The following is a 19,743-nucleotide window of genomic DNA, read 5'->3' as shown; positions in this document are numbered from 1 at the left end:
GCGGAACCATGGCTAATTTGCATCGCGTAATGTCTGATCAATTGCGTTCACGCTATTGGTTTGATAACCCGGATCACCCTGGCACGACCGCGCTATGCATCGAACGCTATCTCAATTACGGTATGACCCTTGATGAACTGACCAGCGGTAAACCTATTATTGGCATTTGCCAATCTGGGTCTGACCTCACTCCCTGTAACCGCCACCACATTGATTTGGTAAAGCGCGTGAAAGACGGTATTCGTGCCTCGGGAGGTGTACCGTTTGAGTTTCCTATGCACCCAATCCATGAGAATGTACGTAGGCCGACCGCTGCCTTGGATCGTAATCTCGCCTACTTAGGCATCGTTGAGGTACTTCACGGCTACCCACTGGATGGTGTGGTGTTAACGACGGGGTGCGATAAAACCACACCAGCGGCATTGATGGCGGCGGCAACGGTGAATATTCCTGCTATCGTGTTGTCCGGTGGGCCCATGCTTAATGGCTGGCGAGGAGCTGAACGTGTAGGTTCAGGCACCATCATCTGGGAGTTGCGCAAACGCCTAGCCGCAGGAGACATCGACTACGCTGAATTCCTTTCACGGGCCAGCGACTCGGCACCTTCCGTTGGGCACTGCAATACGATGGGCACTGCTTCAACGATGAACTCCCTGGCTGAAGTACTAGGCATGAGTCTACCGGGGTCTGCAGTGATTCCAGCTCCGTACAAAGAACGTTCGATGGTGGCCTACGACACTGGTGCTAGGATCGTAGATATGGTGTGGGAAGACCTGCGTCCATTGGATATTTTGACCCGCGAAGCCTTTGAAAACGCCATCGTTGCTTGCTCGGCGCTGGGTGGTTCATCCAACGCTCCTGTGCACATTAATGCCATTGCCCGTCATGCGGGAGTCAAGCTGGACAATGATGATTGGCAGCGACTGGGCCATGAAATCCCGCTGCTGGCCAATGTGATGCCTGCAGGTGCCTTCTTATGTGAAGAGTTCTATCGCGCTGGGGGCGTCCCCTCGATCCTCTATGAGCTTCAGGCCGCCGGTAAGCTTCATGGCGATGCGCTGACGGTCAATGGCCGCTCCATAGGCGATAATCTACAGGGCCGCGAAACTCAAGACTCCAATGTAATTTGTCGCTATAACGCCCCATTGGTGAATCATGCGGGCTTTCTCAATCTCAAAGGAAATCTATTTGACTCGGCGTTAATGAAAACTAGCGTCATCTCGCGAGATTTTCGTGAACGATTCCTGAGTGATCCTGACGATCCTGATGCTTTTGAAGGTAAAGTCGTCGTCTTTGACGGTTCGGAGGACTACCACGCCCGTATTGATGACCCCGCACTACATATTGATGCACGTACCATTTTAGTCATGCGTGGGGCTGGCCCAGTGGGCCACCCCGGCGGGGCCGAAGTAGTCAATATGCAGCCACCTGAGGCGTTGATTAAACAGGGGGTCGAGTCTCTTCCGTGCTTGGGGGATGGCCGTCAATCGGGTACGTCTGGTTCTCCATCGATTCTTAATGCTTCTCCAGAAGCCGCCACGGGTGGGGGCTTGGCGCTGTTGGAAAGCGGCGACTGGCTGCGAGTTGATCTCAAAAGATTCGAGGTACATCTACTGATCGAAACGAGCGAGCTAGAAGCGCGTCGTGCGCGTTTGGCGCAGCAAGGCGGCTACCGCTACCCTGGCCACCAAACGCCTTGGCAGGAGATTCAGCGCAGCATGGTCGAACCACTGGATAGAGGCATGACACTAGAACCCGCTAGCAAGTATCGTGATGTAGCTCGCCAGCACCCACCCCGAGATAATCATTAAAGGCAAAAGGATAAGCACCAAATGGGTCTGGTGAGTTTCTTATCGCATCGCCAGCAAGGGCTGCTATTGACCGGCAGTGGGGCATTGATCATGGCCCCCGATGCGCTGCTTATCAAGATAGCGGATCTCCCCGACGCTGAAATTTTGATGTGGCGTGGCTTCCTGTCTAGCTTAGGTTTTCTGATGATTGCTCTGCTGCGCTATGGTCGCAATACTCTGTTAGCTTATCGCCGCTGTGGCTGGATAGGTATTGCCGTAGCGTTACTTTTCAGCTTGACGACTTGTGGGTTTGTGCTAGGTAATCAATACACCAGCGCAGGCAACGTGCTGATGATATTGGCCAGCTCGCCGCTGATCGCCGCAGCGTTATCTTGGGTTATCCTCAAGGAGCGCTTGCCCCGTCGAACCTGGGTGGCCATCTTGCTGTGTATGGTGGGTATTTCCATGATCGCTTTGGATGATGCAGGTGCAGGCTCTTGGATTGGTAACGGCTTTGCTTTAATGGCGGCCACGACACTAGCGGTTAATTTCACCCTTTGCCGCACTCGGCCGGGTGTGGACATGAGCCCAATGTTGGTCTTTAGCGGCTTCCTTGTTGGCATCGTCGCAGGGATGTTTTGGCTGATGGGAAGTGATAACTCATTGCCAGCTGCCAATCAGCTTGCCGTCATGATTCTGTTGTGCCTGTTTATTGTCCCCTGCGGAGTCACGCTGTTGCAGCGCGGACCTCTTTATCTGCCATCCGCTGAAGTAGGGCTGCTGATATTGCTGGAAGTAGTTATTGGTACTTTGTTGGCTTGGTGGATTCTTGCTGAGCAGCCAGCGCCGATGGCAATGGTGGGCGGCACCTTGGTGTTGGGTACGCTATTTGCCAAGGGGCTTTATGATCGTCGACTGGAGCTGAGGCTGCGCGATGGTTCCGTCCCCCCGTGACGGTTACCGTAAGACTAAACTAGTACGTTATGATTGGCCAAAACTGAACCAGGGACTTTTCGTAGTGACGTCATCTCTTATCAAGCCAGCGACTCGTCCCAGTATCGCCGAATATCTCGCCGAGGAGATCTTCGGCGGGCGCTACCGTCCTGGGGACTTTGTGCCGCGTGAAGTGGATCTATGTGAGCGTTTTGCTGTCAACCGCTCAGCGGTGCGCAGCGACCTACGCCAACTGGTGGAGGCGGGTATTATTGAACGTATTTCTGGCCATGGCTCTAAAGTTCGCGAGTATTCAGAGTGGCATATCCTTGATGTACAGGTGACTGACTGGCTTACACGTTACGCCGCACCTAACCCGAATATTCAGCGAGAAATCCTTGCTTTTCGTCTTGATGTTGAGCCCTATGTGGCGATGACGGCAGCAAAGCGCGCTAAGGCGCGTGATCTCGTGGCCATTGAAGAGGCGTTTGAAGGCTTAGGCCAGAACTTGCGGAATGCTACTTGCCAAGAAGAACGCCGCTTACACAGTGAGTGTGACATTGCATTCCATGAGGCTATCTTCAAAGCAACCCATAATATTGTCTGGGCACAGCTATCACATATTTTGCGGCCTTCCATCTATTTGCTGGTCTCAATGTCTAACGAGAGCGCCTCTGATCCAGAAGAGAGTCTCGAACGCCATCGCCAGTTGATGGAAAGCATCCGCCTGAGACGCCCTCGTGATGCATTCCAGGCTGCCCAGGCGGTGTTAGCGGGTACAGCAGAGGCACTGGGGCTTGAGCATAGTACAAGCTCATTGGGGCGTGGTGTGGAACTTCCTCCCACAAAGCGCTAGGTTTAATAAATCTCCCGCAATTGATTGTTAACTTTGAACAGGGCAAGCGCATGTCAGACATAACGATTGGTCTTGTGGGTGTTGGCAAAATTGCCCGTGATCAGCATCTTCCGGCAATTGCTGCGTCTCCTCACTGCCATCTCGTCGCCACCGCCGACCCCAATGCTTCAGTGGATGATGTTCCGTCCTATGGGAGTTTGGAGGCCATGCTGGATGCACACACTGAAATCGCTGCGGTGGCGATTTGTACGCCAACGCACCTACGTTACTCCCAAGCGCGAAATGCGCTACTGCGTGGCAAGCATGTGCTGCTTGAGAAGCCACCTGGGGCGACGTTGAGCGAGGTGGAAAGTTTGGCCGAGCTTGCTACCGAACACGGCGTTAGCCTGTTTGCCGCTTGGCATTCACGTTTTGCCCCCGGTGTTGCCCACGCCAAGCAGTGGTTGAGTGAGCGCCAGGCTCAACGTGTCAACATCGAGTGGAAAGAGGATGTTCGGTTATGGCACCCCGGCCAAGCCTGGATCTGGCAGCCCGGCGGTATGGGCGTTTTTGATCCCGGCATCAATGCGCTTTCCATTGCTACCGCTATATTGCCCCAGCCATTTTTTCTGCAACAGGCACGGCTGCTGGTGCCCAGTAATGCGCAAACCCCGATTGCAGCGGATCTCTCCTTTACCGACCCAACAGGTGCGGAAATTGAGGCGGCGTTTGATTTTCGCCAGACTGGCCCGCAAACTTGGGATATCCATGTTGATACCGATGGTGCCCGCTTGAGCCTTACTCAAGGCGGATGCCGACTGACGATCGACGATGACGTGATTGTTGATGCCGAAGAGCGTGAATACCCAGGCCTCTATGCGCACTTTGCCGAGCTGGTAGCCCATGGCCGTGGCGAAGTGGATGTGGCGCCACTTCGTCAAGTGGCCGATGCGTTTTTATACGGCCACCGCGAGGTGATCGAGGCGTTTATCGAGTAAATGCCACTCGGTTACGTTAAGCCAGTCGCGTTAAGGGCAATAATCTCCCTCAATGTGCTCATTAATGCTGCGGCACTAGGGGAGAGCCGCTGGTGGCGTAGGCTGACTAAACCGTATGGCTGCACGCTAAGCGTCTCGTTGAAGGGCAATAGGTGAAAACGCTGTGGGTTGCATAGCAGGTCAGCGGCTTCGCGGGTAGTTACCGTGATGGTGTCGGATTTGTCGACTAGGGCGAGCGACACCAGCAGGTCAGCGGTATCGACGGTTTGGCTGGGCGGCGTTACCTGATGGTGCAAAAACAGGCTGTCGACCCGCTGGCGCATTAGTGCGCCTGTAGGCTGTAGCGACCAAGGGTAAACTGCCATGCTCGCCAGGCTCAGTGGCGCTTTGTTCGTTAATGGATGGCCCTTGCGGCAGACAAAGCAGAGTTCTTCCTCGCCAATCTCTTCAAACACAAAGCGTTCGACATCGACTCCGGCAGGAATACGGGTAATGGCGAAATCCAGTTCGCCTTCCAGTAATCGCGGTACCAGTACTTTACTGACGTCCACATCCACGCTGACCTTTAGTCCGGGTCGCTCTCTATGCACCCGTTCGATAGCGCTGGTGAGCAGCGTCACCGCCGGGGCCATCACGGTACCCACGGTCACCGTGCCCGCATTCCCCTCCCTTAGCGCATTTAGCTCTTCGCCGGTGTGGTGTAACGCCGAGATCATGCTGTGAGCATGACGAATCATGATCTCGCCGTACCAGTTGGGAGTTAACCCGCGAGGGTGACGATCAAATAGCCGAATACCCAAACTGGCTTCCAGGTCGCTGAGCAGTTTCGACGCGGCGGGCTGGCTCATATTGAGTTGATCCGCAGCACGATGCAGGTTGCGTTGCTCATCCAGCGCTAAAAATAGCTGAAAATGACGCAACTTTAGTCGCACGTTTAAAAACCAGTTCTCGTCAAGAACGCCCATGGCATAAGCCTTTTCTTGTTGTCGATAATAGAAAGCATATAGATAGTGATGCATTTGTATATTGGATGGTTATGACGGAATTCTCTACTGTACAAACACAATAATAACCATATCTCCAAAGAGAACGCCGATGTCTCATGTCTATCATCCACTCACTAAAGTGTGGTCGCCGCTGCTGCTCAGTGCGGCTGTGGCAGCCCTTGTACTAAACACTGCGCAATCGCAGAGCGGTTCTGCATCAACGCCTGACGCCAACGCCAACGGTGCTATTCAGAAGTCCCTGTTTGGTCACTTACCCGATGGCCGTGAGGTCGATGTTTACAGACTGACCAACAGCAATGGTATTGAGCTTCAGGTCACCAACTATGGCGGCATTATCCTGTCATTGAAAACCCCCAATATGGCGGGTGATTTTGACGATATCGCGCTGGGCTTTGACTCTCTGGAGGCCTACCTTTCTGATGCGTACCGGCAAGCCAATCCCTATTTCGGCGCCATTATCGGGCGGTATGGCAACCGCATTGCCAATGGTCAATTCTCTCTCAATGGGGATCAGTACACTTTGGCGAGCAATGATGGCAACAATCACCTGCACGGTGGCCAGCAGGGGTTCGACAAAGTGTTGTGGCAGGCCGAACCGTTTGAAAACGATGAAGGCACTGGCTTGGTATTGCGTTATATCAGCGAGGATGGCGAGGAAGGCTATCCCGGACGATTGGAAACCGAAGTCATCTATACCCTGACCGATGATAATGAACTGGTGGTTGACTACCGGGCGGTGACCGATAAAGCCACTCCTGTGAACCTGACCCAGCACAGCTACTTCAACCTAAAAGGCGAGGGTAGCGATACCATTCTTGATCATCAGTTGATGATCAACGCCGCTGAGTTTACCCCGATCAACGACAGACTGATTCCCACTGGCGAGCTCCGCTCGGTAGATGGCACCCCTTTCGATTTTACCCAGGCGACACCCATGGGTGAACGCATCGAGCAAGACAACGAACAGCTCGCTTTCGGCGGCGGTTATGACCACAACTTTGTGCTCGCCCGCGATAGCGCTGGTGCAGAGGAACTCGTGGTGGCTGCCAAAGTGTGGGAGCCGCAAAGTGGGCGCATGGTGGAGATTTTGACGACCGAGCCAGGCATCCAATTCTATTCGGGTAACTTTCTTGCTGGAGACCTGACTGGCAAACAGGGCCAAGCTTATCAGCACCGCTCGGGCTTTGCCCTGGAAACCCAGCACTATCCTGACTCTCCCAATCAGGACGCATTTCCCAGCACGATTCTAGCGCCCGGCGATACGTACCGCTCGCGTACAGTATACCGCTTTTCGGCACAGCAAGACTTTGGGGCATAGCCCCAATGGGGTCGTCATAAAAACTGAGATAGCCATAAAAACAACGCTAAAAACAGCAGGAGTAGAACAATGAGATTGACAACAGCATTTAGCCGTTTAGCCCTGGGCAGCGCGATCATGTTGGCCTCTTTGGGCTCAGTGCAGGCGCAGGATGTGAAAATCGGCTTTATCGTCAAGCAGCCCGAACAGGCATGGTTTATCAACGAGCAGCGAGCGGCCACCGAGCGTGGTGAAGAGCTTGGGTTCGACGTAGTGCGGATGAGTGGCAAGGATGGGCAGGAGGTGCTTAGCGCAATCGACAACCTCTACGCCCAAGGAGCCCAAGGATTTGTGATATGCCCTCCTGATGTACGCCTTGGGTCTGCCATCATGAACCGTGCCGAGCAGTACGGTATGAAGGTGATTACTGTAGATGATCAATTCGTGACCTCTAGTGGCGAGCCGATGGAAGGCGTACCGCACTTGGGGATGTCGGGCACCAGGATTGGTCAGCAGGTAGGCCAGGCAATCGCCGCTGAGATAGAAGCACGAGGTTGGAACCCTGAAGAAGTCGCCGCGCTGCGTATTACCAATAATGAGCTACCCACTGCCGTCGAGCGTACTGATGGCGCCACCCAGGCTTTGCTGGCATCAGGTTTTCTTGAAGCGAATATCTTCGATGCACCTCAACAGAGTACCGATACCTCCAGCGCATTCTCAGCTGCAGCGCCGGTACTCTCCCAACGTGGAGAGTTTGCTCACTGGGTCATCTATGCCCTGAATGAGGAGAGCGTTCTGGGTGGGGTCAGAGCCACCGAGCAGTATGGCTTGGCAGCCGACAACGTGATCGGGGTGGGCATCAACGGTTCAGGCGCGGCCTTTGCCGAATTTTCCCGCAACAATCCCACAGGCTTTTACGGCACTGTGGCGGTCAGCTCCACCATGCATGGTCGCCAGACGGCTGAAGACCTCTACCTTTGGATTGCTGAAGATCAGGAGCCTCCGGCAAATACCGAAACTTCCGGCACGCTGATGACTCGCGACAATTGGGAAGAAGTGCGTGCGGCACTGGGTCTGTAACCAGCTAATGGCAGGAGTGCTCACATATGTCTGATCCATATCTACGCTTCGATGGGATTAGCGTTGTCTTTCCTGGTGTGCGGGCACTGGATGGTGTGAGCTTTGCCGCTCACGCTGGCCAGGTGCATGCGCTCATGGGAGAGAACGGAGCGGGTAAATCCACCCTGCTCAAGGTGCTGAGTGGCGTTAACCGCGTGGCGGAGGGTGCGCTATGGATCAATGGTCAGCGCCATGTGTTCGGTAACGCTCGCGAGGCACTTCGGGAAGGCGTCTCGATCATCTACCAGGAACTGACTCTCTCGCCCAATATGTCGGTGGCTGAGAACCTGTTACTGGGGCAATTGCCCACGCGGAGTGGTTTTATTAACCGCCGCGAGTTACGGGAAAGGGCTTTAGCGATCCTCGCCGACCTAGGGGAAGGAAGCATCCATCCCTCCACCAAGGTACGCGAGCTTTCCATTGGCCAGCAGCAGATGATCGAAATTGGCCGAGCGCTGCTCCGCGACGCCAAAATCATCGCCTTCGATGAGCCCACCAGCAGTCTCTCCATCCAAGAAATCCGCCAGCTTAAGCGCATCGTCAATCGGCTGCGCGATGAAGGCCGGGTGGTACTCTACGTGACCCACCGCATGGAGGAAGTGTTTGAAATGTGCGATGCGGTGACCATCTTCCGTGACGGCAAGCATATCCGTACCCATGAGGACATGTCTGAGCTGAATCACGACCTGCTGGTTAGCGAAATGGTCGGCCGCGATATCGACGATGTGTACGGCTATCGCACCCGTGAGCAGGGCGATGTGGTCTTGAACTTAGAGGGCATCCAAGGGCGCGGCCTTAAAAAGCCGGTGAGCTTTGCCGTCAAACGCGGTGAAGTGTTTGGACTGTTTGGTTTGGTCGGCGCCGGGCGCAGTGAGCTACTGCGTTTGGTGTGCGGCGTTGAGTCACCCAAAGCGGGTACTGTGACCTTTAACGGCGAATCGCGGCGCTTCAAGAGCCCCGGTGAAGCTATCCGTGCCGGTATTGCCATGTGCCCGGAAGATCGCAAATCCCAAGGCATCTTTCCCGTCGCCAGCGTGGCCGACAACCTCAATATAAGTTGTCGACGCTTTTATAAACGCTGGGGCGTATTCCGTCATCCTGGTCGCGAACGGCGTAACGCAGAGTCTTATATCCGGCAGCTCAGTGTAAAAACGCCAGGGCCCCGGGCACCCATCGGCAAGCTCTCCGGGGGGAATCAGCAGAAGGTGATCCTGGCCCGCTGGCTCTCTGAAGAGATTGATCTGTTTGTGATGGATGAGCCGACACGTGGAATTGATGTGGGGGCGCGGCGGGATATTTACGCGCTGCTCTACGATTTGGCTGAGCAGGGTAAAAGCGTGGTGGTGATCTCCAGCGACCTTGCCGAAGTCAGCTCCATTTGCGACCGCATTGCCGTGATGCGTGACGGTGAGCTGGTGGAAGTGGTGTCACGGGAGTCGGCAACCCCCGAGCGCCTGTTGGGGCTGGCGCTGCCTGCCTAACTATAAATGGCCACTTTTCAGAACATAGGTTCAGGATATTAACCATGACAACCAATGATGTAACCCAAGGTGAATTACCTGCCTGTCCGGCGGGTCGGCAAGGGCTTGCCAAGCCGCTGCGCACGCTACTCGATACGTCTGGCCTGATTGCGATTTTCATACTGCTGTTTGTGTCGTTGTCGGTCTTTATTCCCGGCTTTCTGACTGGCCGCAATATGGTCGGGCTGCTGCTGTCGATCACTCTGATCGGCAGTTTGGCAACCACCATGATGCTGGTGCTGGCACTAGGTGAGGTGGATCTCTCGGTGGCTTCCACGGTGGCCTTTGCTGGTGTCGTTGCCGCTGTGGTGACCACGACTTCTGGAAGCGTATTTATCGGTGTGATGGGGGGCGTCCTGGCCGGTGGCACGGTGGGGGTTTTTAACGGTTTGGTGATCGCCAAGTTCGGAATCAACTCACTCATTGCGACCCTGGCCGCCATGGAGTTCGTGCGCGGGCTCGCCTACATCACCTCCGGCGGCGATGCGGTGATGATCACCGTGCCAGGCTTCTTTGATCTGGGCAGCGCCTCGTTTCTTGGCCTGACGCTACCAGTCTGGACCATGCTGGCCTGCTTTGTGATTTTTGGAGTAGTACTCAACATGACCGCCTTTGGCCGCAATGTGCTGGCGACAGGGGGAAACTCGGAAGCCGCTGCGCTGGCGGGGGTAAACGTCCGGCGCCTGAAAGTGATTGTCTTCGGCTTGCAGGGTGTCGTAGCGGGTGTTGTCGGGGTGCTACTGGCTTCACGCATGGGCTTGGGCGATCCCAACACCTCCATGGGGCTGGAACTGGCGGTTATCTCCGCCTGTGTGCTGGGTGGGGTGGCGTTATCGGGCGGTGTTGCCACCATCACCGGCGTTTTGGTGGGGGTGCTGATCATGGGCTGTGTCCAGAACGCCATGGGCCTGCTCAACGTCCCGACCTTTTACCAGTACCTGGTGCGCGGTGCGATTCTGCTGCTGGCGGTGATGTTTGACCGCTGGAAACAGACCCGTCGTCAGCGGGCCTGACGCTTAACGCTTTACTCCCTTTTTGCCACTTTATTCCCGGTTAGTACGGAGACTTATTCATGTCTGATCGTCAGCGCCCATTACGCTCTGCACAGTGGTTTGGCACCACCGATAAAAACGGTTTTATGTACCGCAGCTGGATGAAAAATCAGGGTATTCCAGACCATGAGTTTCAGGGTAAGCCAATCATCGGTATTTGTAATACCTGGTCGGAATTGACCCCCTGCAATGCGCACTTTCGCAAACTGGCCGAGCACGTCAAGAAGGGCGTGTTGGAAGCCGGCGGCTACCCGGTGGAGTTTCCCGTCTTCTCTAACGGTGAGTCCAACCTGCGGCCCACGGCAATGTTTACTCGCAATTTAGCCAGTATGGATGTGGAAGAAGCCATTCGCGGTAACCCGATCGACGCAGTAGTGCTGCTGGTGGGCTGCGATAAAACTACCCCAGCGCTGCTGATGGGCGCAGCGAGCTGCGATATCCCTACGATTGTGGTATCCGGTGGGCCAATGCTCAACGGCAAACATACAGGGCAGGATATTGGTTCCGGTACTGTGGTCTGGAAACTATCCGAGCAGGTTAAGGCTGGTGAGATTTCGTTGCACGACTTCATGGCCGCTGAGGCAGGCATGTCACGTTCTGCCGGTACCTGTAACACCATGGGTACTGCCTCTACCATGGCTTGTATGACGGAAGCATTGGGTACGTCGCTGCCCCATAACGCCGCGATTCCGGCGGTGGACTCGCGCCGCTACGTGCTGGCGCATCTCTCCGGTAACCGGATTGTCGAGATGGTAAATGAAGACCTACGGTTGTCCAAAATCCTCACCAAGGAAGCCTTCGATAACGCCATCCGCACTAATGCCGCCATCGGCGGTTCGACCAATGCGGTGATTCATCTCAAAGCCATCGCCGGGCGAATTGGTGTCGATCTCACCCTGGACGACTGGAGCCGTGTCGGCCGCGGTACACCCACGGTGGTCGATTTGCAACCCTCAGGGCGCTTTCTGATGGAGGAGTTCTACTACGCCGGTGGCCTACCTGCCGTACTCAAACGCCTGGGTGACGCCGATCGACTACCCTTTAAAGAGGCGTTAACCGTCAACGGCAAAACCCTATGGGAGAACGTCCAGAACGCGCCGCTCTATAACGACGAGGTGATTCGCCCGCTGGATAACCCGCTCACAGTGGATGGTGGCATCTGCGTGGTGCAGGGCAATCTGGCCCCCAACGGCGCGGTGCTAAAGCCCTCGGCAGCCACTGCCGAACTGATGCAGCACCGCGGTCGCGCGGTGGTATTCGAAGATTTCGATGACTACAAGGCACGCATCAACGACCCGGACTTGGAGGTGGAAGCTAACGATATTCTCGTCATGAAACACTGTGGGCCGCGGGGTTATCACGGCATGGCGGAAGTGGGTAATATGGGGCTGCCGCCCAAAATTCTCGCCCAAGGAATTAGCGATATGGTGCGCATTTCCGATGCCCGCATGAGTGGCACCGCTTATGGCACCGTCGTGCTTCATGTAGCACCCGAAGCTGCTGCTGGAGGCCCTTTGGCTGCGGTGCGCAACGGTGACTGGATTGAACTTGATTGTGCTGGCGGGCGGCTGCATTTGGATATTAGCGACGAAGAGTTAGCATCGCGGCTTGCCGACAGCGACCCCACTGCTGCTTCAACATTGATTGCTAGCCAGGGAGGCTACCGCCAGCTTTATATTGAACGAGTGCTACAGGCGGATGAAGGCTGCGACTTCGACTTTCTGGTAGGTTGTCGAGGTGCTGACGTACCGCGACATTCGCACTAAAGTAATCACTTGATAGGATAGGGAGTGGTCACACTCCCTATTTATTTGTCGGGGGATATCTTGAGCTGTTATTCAATTAAGACGGCTTTTGATATTTACCCATCTGTCCTTATTTTCTCAACAATCTCCGCCAGCGCGCTTTCCGCCTGGTCATTATCGACTTGGCAGGTGCCCGCATTCAGGTGGCCGCCGCCGCCGTAGCTCAAGCACAGCTCGCCCACATTGGTGTTGCTGGAGCGGTTGAGGATCGACTTGCCAATGGCCAGCACGGTGTTCTGCTGCTTGAGGCCCCACATCACATGGATCGAGATGTTGCACTCGGGGTACATGGCGTAGATCACGAAGCGGTTGGTGGCATAGATGGTCTCTTCGTTGCGCAGGTCCAGCACCACCAGATTGCCGTGTACGCTGGCGCAGCGTTCGATCTGCTGTTTGGCCAGTTGCGCGTGTTCACGGTACAGCGCGGTGCGCTCGTGAACGTCTTCCAAAGCCAGGATTTCGTCGATGGTGTGCTCACGGCAGTAATCGATCAGCTTCATCATCAACTGGTAGTTGGAAATACGGAAGTCGCGGAAGCGCCCCAGCCCCGTGCGCGCGTCCATGATGAAGTTCAGCAACACCCAGCCTTGCGGGTCGAGAATCTCGTCGCGATCGAACTGTGCCGAATCACCTTTATCGACCGCCTCCATCATGTCGTCCCAGCGGGCGGGGAAGGCCTCGTGGCCACCGTAATATTCCCACACGACGCGTGCCGCAGAAGGGGCGTCGGCATTGATGATGTGGTTGTCGGCACGCTCGACGTTACGCACGGTTTCGCTCAGGTGGTGATCGAAGGCCAGATGGCAGCCGGGCACATAAGGCAGGTTGGTGGTGATGTCGTTGGCATCGATCTCGATCTTGCCATCCTGCATGTCTTTGGGGTGCACAAAGGTGATCTCATCGATCAGCCCCAGATGCTTGAGCAGTGCGCCGCATACCAACCCATCAAAATCGCTGCGGGTAACCAAACGAAACGTGGATGTCTGTTGCGTAGGCATTTGTAGTCTCTTCACGGTGATCGGTATCTGAACGATACCAGCAGTGAACGCGGGTTAAAATAAACCTTTCCGCTCTTGCAACCCCGGTTACCAACGCTTCGGCGAGGCGTAGCACTGGCTAGTTAAAGTGAGCAGTGTTACAGCGGGGCGTGAGCATCAGGGGCTCATGTGTCAGAGGTAAACAATAAAAAACTAATTAAATATTATAGAAGAGACGCGTTGGCATGCAGGAATTTTTTATAAGCTACTGAAATCTAGTGATTTAAAGATTTTCTGGCGCAGGCTGGCATGGGGGGTGCAATGTTCTAGGCAAGAACGGCAAGCATGAATGTCAGGACGACACGCCGCTCTTATCGATCGTGAAGATGAAACGTTGTTAGATGCGTAACACGCCGAACTGAACGAAAGAAACGCCATTAGGAGGCACGACCATGAAAAAGGAAGCTCTGAAGAAACTCGGTATTCTGGGTGTATCATTTGGCCTGGTAGCCAGCCCGCTGGCATTCGCAATGGAGGAGCATGAAGAGCACCCCACTGCGCCGCAGGAAGAAACCATGCAGGATGATCAAGGCTCATTCAACTCTTTCGATGCTGATCAAGAGCAAGGTGCCACCAACGACGGTGTGACCACCGAGTACGAAGAGGAAGAGCAAGAATTCACTTATGAAGAGGAAGAAGAAGAGCAGGATCAGTGGGAGACTGAAGAGGAAGACGATTCTGGCTGGTAATCCCACGGCCGCTTAAGGGAGTAACTTCTACTTCGGCTCAAGGATGAGCCACGCAGCGCCCCGCCAATTGCGGGGCGCTGTTGCGTTTGGGCTATCGTGTCATAGGGGCTGTCATAGGGGCGAAGCGTGGAAGGGAAATGCGCGTGAATGCGCTATGGTAAGAGACGCATCTTCATAAAATTCCTCCGCTATGACCCTGACCACGATAACAAGGACGTGCCCAACGTGTTGAATTGGAAAGAGCTTCCCCAGCTGCCTCGCGCCGAAGGGCGTATCGAAGCCATCGACCTGGCACGAGGTATCGCCATCGGGCTGATGATCGTCAGCCATGCGGTGAGTGGTTTGGTCGGCATACGTAACGTACCGGACTGGGGCATGGTCCCCGTTCACTTCATCACCAAGTTTTCATCGTCGCTGTTCATTCTGGTGTTCGGTATTGCCCTGGCGGTGGCCTTTTTGGCCCATACCCAAAGCGAGGATTGGCCCAAAAGGCGCCTCAAGCTTTGGGTGCGCGCCTTGGAAGTGTGGTTCTGGTACAAGGCCCTGACCATCGTCGAGATGCTGCCTTACTACTCCCCCGCCGACATCGTCGATACTCTGCTGTATGGCCGCTTTGCCATCTGGGTCGAAATCCTCGGATTTTATGCCATTGCCCTGTTATGGGTGCCGCTGTTGCTCCCCCTGTGGGCACGAACACCTCTGTGGGCACGACTCGGAGCCATTGTGGGGCTGACCGCGCTCTCGGCCTGGCTTCAAGGGCTGAGCTTCGGCGGAAACAATATTCTCAAGGCGCTGCTGGTGGATCATGAAGACCACTACACCTGGGGCCAACTGAGCCGGGCACCGCTGGTGCTGGCGGGGTTGCTGATGGGTGAGGCCCTGCTGCGCTGCTACTTCGATGTGGCGCTGCGCCGCCGTTTGGTCGGCGTATTGGTCGTGGTAGGGGCGCTGATGGTGGCCGGTTTCTACGGCCTGGCCATCAGCGCTGGAGATGTCGATGCCGCCATGCTGGCGATTGCCAACAATGCGGGCAAGCACCCGCCAGGGCTGCAATTCATGCTGTTCAGCGTCGGAGGGGCGCTAGTGCTACTGGGCCTGGCATTGGCAGGCGGCGCCATGGCAGCCAAGGTGCTGCTGCCGCTGACCGTGGTGGGCAGCGATGCCCTCAAGGCCTTCATATTTCACATCGTGATGATTTTTCTGGTGCTGCGCTTTTTGCTGGGGGCCGAAAATGTTCTCTCTTATCCACAGGTGCTCGGCGTGGGCGGGCTGTTGATTCTGGGGGCCGCCTTATGGATAGGGCTGACCCGCTGGGTGGTCCAACATAAATAGCCTGTACGAGAATAGGCAGTGCAACGGTAAGCCGTAGATGGGGAGGCAAGGTTTGAGACGTTTCAAACGCTGGTGGTTGAGTATGGTGCTGGGCGCGTTGCTGCCGATGGGGCCGGTCGTGCTGGCAGAGACTCACGGGCAGGCGCATGGTTATGAGACGAACTGGTACTACGAAGTCGACAAGCAGAGCCCTTGGCAGGGCAGCCTGGATGCCCGGATCGCGGCCATCGAAGAGGCATTCGGTGGCGAGCTGGGCGTCTACGTGCAACAGCTGACGAGCGGCGAAGCGTACTCATGGCGTGCCGATGACCCCTGGTATCTTGCGTCGTTGGTGAAAGTCCCGGTGGCCGCGGAAGTATTGGCGCAGCGCCAGGCGGGCACGCTGTCGCTGGATGAACGGATCACGCTCTCGCGCAGCGACTTCGTGGATGGCGCCGGGCCGGTCAACTGGCACGACCCTGGCACGCCCATTTCCATCCGCTACCTGCTGGAACAGATGGTGACGGTCAGCGATAACACGGCCACGGACATGCTGATCAACCGCGTGGGGCTTGCCGAGGTCAACGCCCGTGCTCGGGCCATGGTTGCGGCCAGCGGCGGGCACCCCGAGCAGTTGGGGCCCATCAGCCTGCTGGTGGGTGTGCGCCAGGGCGTGTACGGCCAGCTGCACCCGCAGGCCCGCCAGCTGGGCGGGCTCGATTTCATGGCGCTTCGCCAGCACAGGCTTGGCCAGCGCCCCGCGGCGCTGGCCCGGACGCTCGGGGTATCGCCCAGCAGTTTCGCGCAGCCAGACTACGACAGCGCCTTCGATGCCTACGAAGCCAGTGGTGAAAACGTCGGCACGCTGCGTGCCTATGGCGACCTGCTGGCCAGCCTGCACCACGGAGGCATGGACGACCTCGACCGCGAGCAGCGGCAAACCCTGCTGGAGGTCATGCAGCGCACCCGCTCTGGCGAACAGCGGCTCAAGCGTGGCATGGGCCGCGAAGTGACGTTTGCTCACAAGACCGGCACCCAGCACCGCCGAAGCTGCGATGCGGGCATCGCCACCCGCGATGGCGCAACCCCGCAACACTGGGTCATCGTCGCCTGTAGCCGTGGCCCGCTGGCGCTGAGTGCCCACGAGCAGGCGTTGACCCGCGTAGGTGAAGCATTACACGACAGCGGCGTGATAAACTGACCAGCCGTTTTGGGTTGAACCGTTATCAGGTTGAATATTAAGGAGTTGACCATGGCCCGCGCTAGCGCACGTCATATTCTGGTAAGCAGTGAAGAGCAGTGCAACGCACTGAAACAAGAGATCGAAAACGGCCGTGACTTTGCCGACGTGGCCAAGCAGCACTCCAGCTGCCCCTCTGGCCGTCAGGGCGGCGACCTGGGCAGCTTTGGCCCCGGCCAGATGGTGCCTGAATTCGACAAGGTGGTGTTCAGCGGTGAGTTGAATACCGTGCATGGCCCGGTACAGACCCAGTTTGGCTACCACCTGCTCGAAATCACCAGCCGCAGCTAAGGGCGCCCAGCGCCCGTAAAGCACCGCGGCGTCCCCGCCGCGGTGTGAGGAGCACGCCTTGAACGACCCAATCATTGCCATCGAAGGCCTGAACAAAACCTACTCAGGAGGCTTTCAAGCGCTTAGCCGTGTCGATCTGACCATCGCGCGCGGTGAAATCTTTGCCTTGTTGGGCCCCAACGGCGCCGGCAAGACCACCTTGATCAGCGTGGTGTGCGGGCTGGTGAATCCCAGTGAAGGCCGTGTGTTGGTGGATGGCTTCGATAGCGTTCGCCACTATCGGCAAGCCCGCGAGCGTATCGGCCTGGTGCCCCAGGAACTCACCAACGAAGCCTTCGAAACCGTCTGGAACACCGTCAGCTTTAGCCGAGGCCTGTTCGGCAAGGCGCCGAACCCGGCGCATATCGAAAAGGTGCTCAAGTCACTCGCCCTCTGGGACAAGCGCCATAATCGGCTGATGACCCTCTCGGGGGGCATGAAGCGCCGCGTGCTGATTGCCAAGGCGCTGTCTCACGAACCGCGTATTCTTTTTCTGGATGAGCCCACCGCAGGCGTCGATGTCGAGCTGCGGCGCGACATGTGGCAAGTGGTACGCGGGCTGCGCGATGACGGCGTCACGATCATCCTCACCACCCACTACATCGAAGAAGCCGAAGAGATGGCTGACCGCATCGGGGTCATCAATCGTGGTCAGATCGTGCTGGTGGAAGAGAAAGCCGCGCTGATGAAAAAGCTCGGCAGCAAGCAGCTGACCCTGCACTTGCACACTCCCTTGCAAGCGCTGCCGGAAGCACTGGCCAATGAAGCACTGAGCCTGGCGGCCGATGGGCACGAGCTGGTGTACACCTACGATGGTCGCCAGGAAGAGCATCAGGCCGAGGGGCGCAGCATTTCGTCACTGCTGGCGCAGCTGGAAAAAGAGGGCATTACCTACAAGGACCTGCACACTCGGCAGAGCTCTCTGGAAGACATCTTCGTGGATCTGGTCAAGGAGCGCGCATGAACCTCTATCCCATTCGGGCCATCTACATGGCAGAAATGGCGCGTACTCGGCGAACCCTGCTCCAGAGCATCGTCTCGCCGGTCATCTCCACGTCGCTTTACTTCGTGGTCTTCGGGGCCGCGATTGGTTCGCGCATCAGCGAGATCGGCGGGGTGAGCTATGGCGCCTTCATCGTACCGGGCCTGATCATGCTGATGCTGCTCACCCAGAGCGTCTCCAACGCCTCCTTCGGCATCTTTTTTCCCAAATTCTCCGGCAGTATCTACGAGATATTGTCGGCCCCGGTGTCGTATCTGGAAATCGTCATCGGCTACGTGGGGGCGGCGGCGTCCAAATCGATTCTGCTGGGCTTGATCATCCTGGCCACCTCGGGCTTGTTCGTGCCGCTGGAGATTGCCCATCCCTTCTGGATGCTCACCTTCCTGGTGCTCACCGCCGTCACGTTCAGCCTGCTGGGGTTCATCATCGGTATCTGGGCCGACGGTTTCGATAAACTGCAACTGGTGCCGCTGCTGGTGATTACGCCGCTGACGTTTCTGGGGGGCAGCTTCTACTCCATCGATATGCTGCCTCCGTTCTGGCAAACCGTGACCCTGGCCAACCCCGTGGTGTACCTGGTGAGCGGGTTTCGCTGGAGCTTTTATGGCATCAGTGATGTCAGTGTGGGCGCCAGTATTGCGATGATCCTGTTCTTTTTAGCCGTCAGCCTGGCCACCATTGCCTGGATTTTCCGCACCGGATACCGGCTGAAGCCCTGACGTTTCACGTTTTTCTGCAAAGGTAACGCCTGCTTATGCCGCTACTGCAAAGTGCCGTGCACCGCCTGGAGCCCTCGTTGGATGGCGAGCGCCTGACCGTGACGCCGCCCCCGGCACCCGCCGAGGCCGACAACCCCGTCATGGCCAGCCTGGTCAACACCCTCAACGATACCTACAACACCAAGGCCAAGGGGTGGGGGCGGTTTGCCGAGCAGGGGGAGCAGGCAGGGCCGCTGGTAGCCTGGCTGAGCGCCTATCTTGCCGCTGACCCTTCGGGCACCGAACAAGGTTTTGCCGAACTGGCCAACGCCCTGGCCGAGCGCCTTGCGCAAACGCTGCAGGAGCAGCTGTCGGTCAGTGGTTATCTGGTGACGGCGCACCTTCGCCAGGGGGATACGGATACCCTATTCTTCGGCTTGATCCATCAGCGGGAAGGGATCGGCTTCAATGAGGCTCATCAGGCCGTGCCAGCCGCTCAATTGAACGCCAGCCAGCTGACGCTGGCGGCCAGGGTGAACCTCACCCAGTGGCAACGGGCGGATGCCACGACGCAGTACGTCTCGTTCCTCAAGGACCGTGGTGCCAAAAAGCTCTCCGATGGGCTGGTGGCGCTGCTGGGCATGGAAGAGGGCATCGATGCCCCGGCAGAAACCCGCACCTTGCTCAAGGCCTTCAGCGACTACGTCGAACAAGAGGACCTGGACGAAGACGCCAGCCGTGAAAAAACCGACACCCTGGTGGATTACGCCAACGAGCAGCTGCGCCGTGGCGAACCCATGACGCTGGAAGCGCTTTCCGAGCTGGTGGACGAGAAGCAGCCCCAGGCGTTTTACGACCATATCCGCAACGCCGATTACGGCCTCTCTCCGGAGATTCCGCCGGATAAGCGCACCATCAACCAGTTCCGCCGGTTTACCGGCCGAGCGGGTGGGGTGTCGATCAGCTTCGACTCGCACCTGCTGGGTTCCAGCATCGAGTACGATGCCGCGCAGGACCGTCTTATCATCAAGCAGGTGCCCAAACAGCTCAAAGAGCAGTTGGCCAAACGCAAGGAGTAA

The 19,743-nt window shown here is 56.8% G+C and carries 18 protein-coding genes; 16 read left to right on the top strand and 2 right to left on the bottom strand.

Features of this window, described 5'->3' with window-relative positions; translation table 11 throughout:
• The first annotated feature begins 8 nt into the window (after positions 1-8).
• The 4 genes from FEU76_RS04035 to FEU76_RS04020 all read left to right on the top strand — a co-directional run bounded on the left by FEU76_RS04035 (position 9) and on the right by FEU76_RS04020 (position 4,556).
• Positions 9-1,811 carry an IlvD/Edd family dehydratase gene (locus tag FEU76_RS04035; protein WP_144980551.1) on the top strand — a complete coding sequence of 601 codons (1,803 nt, stop codon included), beginning with the start codon at positions 9-11 and terminating at the stop codon, positions 1,809-1,811.
• A gap of 21 nt (positions 1,812-1,832) precedes the next feature.
• A complete protein-coding gene (locus FEU76_RS04030; protein ID WP_144980548.1) occupies positions 1,833-2,744 on the top strand; it encodes a DMT family transporter in 912 nt (303 codons plus the stop codon).
• Between the two features lie 64 nt (positions 2,745-2,808).
• Positions 2,809-3,579, top strand: coding sequence for a FadR/GntR family transcriptional regulator (locus tag FEU76_RS04025; RefSeq protein WP_144980545.1), 771 nt, complete (start codon positions 2,809-2,811; stop codon positions 3,577-3,579).
• A gap of 50 nt (positions 3,580-3,629) precedes the next feature.
• A complete protein-coding gene (locus FEU76_RS04020) occupies positions 3,630-4,556 on the top strand; it encodes a Gfo/Idh/MocA family protein (RefSeq protein ID WP_144980542.1) in 927 nt (308 codons plus the stop codon).
• Positions 4,557-4,567: 11 nt separating this feature from the next.
• Here the strand turns inward: FEU76_RS04020 and FEU76_RS04015 are convergent, their stop codons facing one another.
• Positions 4,568-5,521, bottom strand: coding sequence for a LysR substrate-binding domain-containing protein (locus FEU76_RS04015; RefSeq protein WP_144981484.1), 954 nt, complete (start codon positions 5,519-5,521; stop codon positions 4,568-4,570).
• Between the two features lie 130 nt (positions 5,522-5,651).
• Here FEU76_RS04015 and FEU76_RS04010 point away from each other — a divergent pair, with 130 nt between their 5' ends.
• From FEU76_RS04010 to FEU76_RS03990, 5 genes are all read left to right on the top strand, one after another.
• Positions 5,652-6,881 carry an aldose epimerase family protein gene (locus tag FEU76_RS04010; protein ID WP_144980540.1) on the top strand — a complete coding sequence of 410 codons (1,230 nt, stop codon included), beginning with the start codon at positions 5,652-5,654 and terminating at the stop codon, positions 6,879-6,881.
• A gap of 69 nt (positions 6,882-6,950) precedes the next feature.
• Positions 6,951-7,940 (top strand): arabinose ABC transporter substrate-binding protein, encoded by a 990-nt coding sequence (locus FEU76_RS04005; protein ID WP_144980538.1) that lies wholly within the window; start codon positions 6,951-6,953, stop codon positions 7,938-7,940.
• A gap of 26 nt (positions 7,941-7,966) precedes the next feature.
• Positions 7,967-9,460, top strand: coding sequence for an L-arabinose ABC transporter ATP-binding protein AraG (araG, locus tag FEU76_RS04000; RefSeq protein ID WP_144980536.1), 1,494 nt, complete (start codon positions 7,967-7,969; stop codon positions 9,458-9,460).
• A 44-nt stretch (positions 9,461-9,504) separates the two neighbouring features.
• Positions 9,505-10,512, top strand: coding sequence for an L-arabinose ABC transporter permease AraH (araH, locus tag FEU76_RS03995; RefSeq protein WP_144980534.1), 1,008 nt, complete (start codon positions 9,505-9,507; stop codon positions 10,510-10,512).
• A gap of 59 nt (positions 10,513-10,571) precedes the next feature.
• On the top strand, positions 10,572-12,317 hold the full coding sequence (locus FEU76_RS03990) for an IlvD/Edd family dehydratase (protein WP_144980532.1): 1,746 nt from the start codon (positions 10,572-10,574) through the stop codon (positions 12,315-12,317).
• Between the two features lie 95 nt (positions 12,318-12,412).
• Here the strand turns inward: FEU76_RS03990 and FEU76_RS03985 are convergent, their stop codons facing one another.
• Positions 12,413-13,354 carry an exopolyphosphatase gene (locus FEU76_RS03985; protein ID WP_144980529.1) on the bottom strand — a complete coding sequence of 314 codons (942 nt, stop codon included), beginning with the start codon at positions 13,352-13,354 and terminating at the stop codon, positions 12,413-12,415.
• Between the two features lie 431 nt (positions 13,355-13,785).
• On the opposite strand from FEU76_RS03985, the gene FEU76_RS03980 reads away from it, so the two are divergent.
• The 7 genes from FEU76_RS03980 (at position 13,786) to FEU76_RS03950 (ending at position 19,743) form a co-directional block, all read left to right on the top strand.
• On the top strand, positions 13,786-14,082 hold the full coding sequence (locus FEU76_RS03980) for a hypothetical protein (RefSeq protein ID WP_039175189.1): 297 nt from the start codon (positions 13,786-13,788) through the stop codon (positions 14,080-14,082).
• Positions 14,083-14,229: 147 nt separating this feature from the next.
• Positions 14,230-15,414: a DUF1624 domain-containing protein gene (locus FEU76_RS03975; RefSeq protein ID WP_260851349.1), complete on the top strand. Its 1,185-nt coding sequence runs from the start codon at positions 14,230-14,232 to the stop codon at positions 15,412-15,414.
• 106 nt (positions 15,415-15,520) lie between these two features.
• Complete coding sequence (locus FEU76_RS03970; protein ID WP_235263841.1) at positions 15,521-16,594, top strand: serine hydrolase; 1,074 nt, start codon at positions 15,521-15,523, stop codon at positions 16,592-16,594.
• A 51-nt stretch (positions 16,595-16,645) separates the two neighbouring features.
• Positions 16,646-16,924 carry a peptidylprolyl isomerase gene (locus FEU76_RS03965; RefSeq protein ID WP_039175191.1) on the top strand — a complete coding sequence of 93 codons (279 nt, stop codon included), beginning with the start codon at positions 16,646-16,648 and terminating at the stop codon, positions 16,922-16,924.
• Positions 16,925-16,982: 58 nt separating this feature from the next.
• Positions 16,983-17,927 (top strand): ABC transporter ATP-binding protein, encoded by a 945-nt coding sequence (locus FEU76_RS03960; protein ID WP_039175192.1) that lies wholly within the window; start codon positions 16,983-16,985, stop codon positions 17,925-17,927.
• The gene (locus tag FEU76_RS03955) at positions 17,924-18,685 is read left to right on the top strand and encodes an ABC transporter permease (RefSeq protein ID WP_016915096.1); all 762 of its coding nucleotides are present in this window, start codon (positions 17,924-17,926) and stop codon (positions 18,683-18,685) included. The genes FEU76_RS03960 and FEU76_RS03955 overlap by 4 nt, the downstream gene beginning before the upstream one ends.
• Before the next feature lie 35 nt (positions 18,686-18,720).
• A complete protein-coding gene (locus tag FEU76_RS03950; protein ID WP_144980526.1) occupies positions 18,721-19,743 on the top strand; it encodes a nucleoid-associated protein in 1,023 nt (340 codons plus the stop codon).

It is taken from the genome of Halomonas sp. C22 (assembly GCF_007655045.1).
Taxonomy (GTDB): domain Bacteria; phylum Pseudomonadota; class Gammaproteobacteria; order Pseudomonadales; family Halomonadaceae; genus Vreelandella; species Vreelandella hamiltonii.
This window is presented reverse-complemented; position numbering and strand designations above follow the sequence as displayed.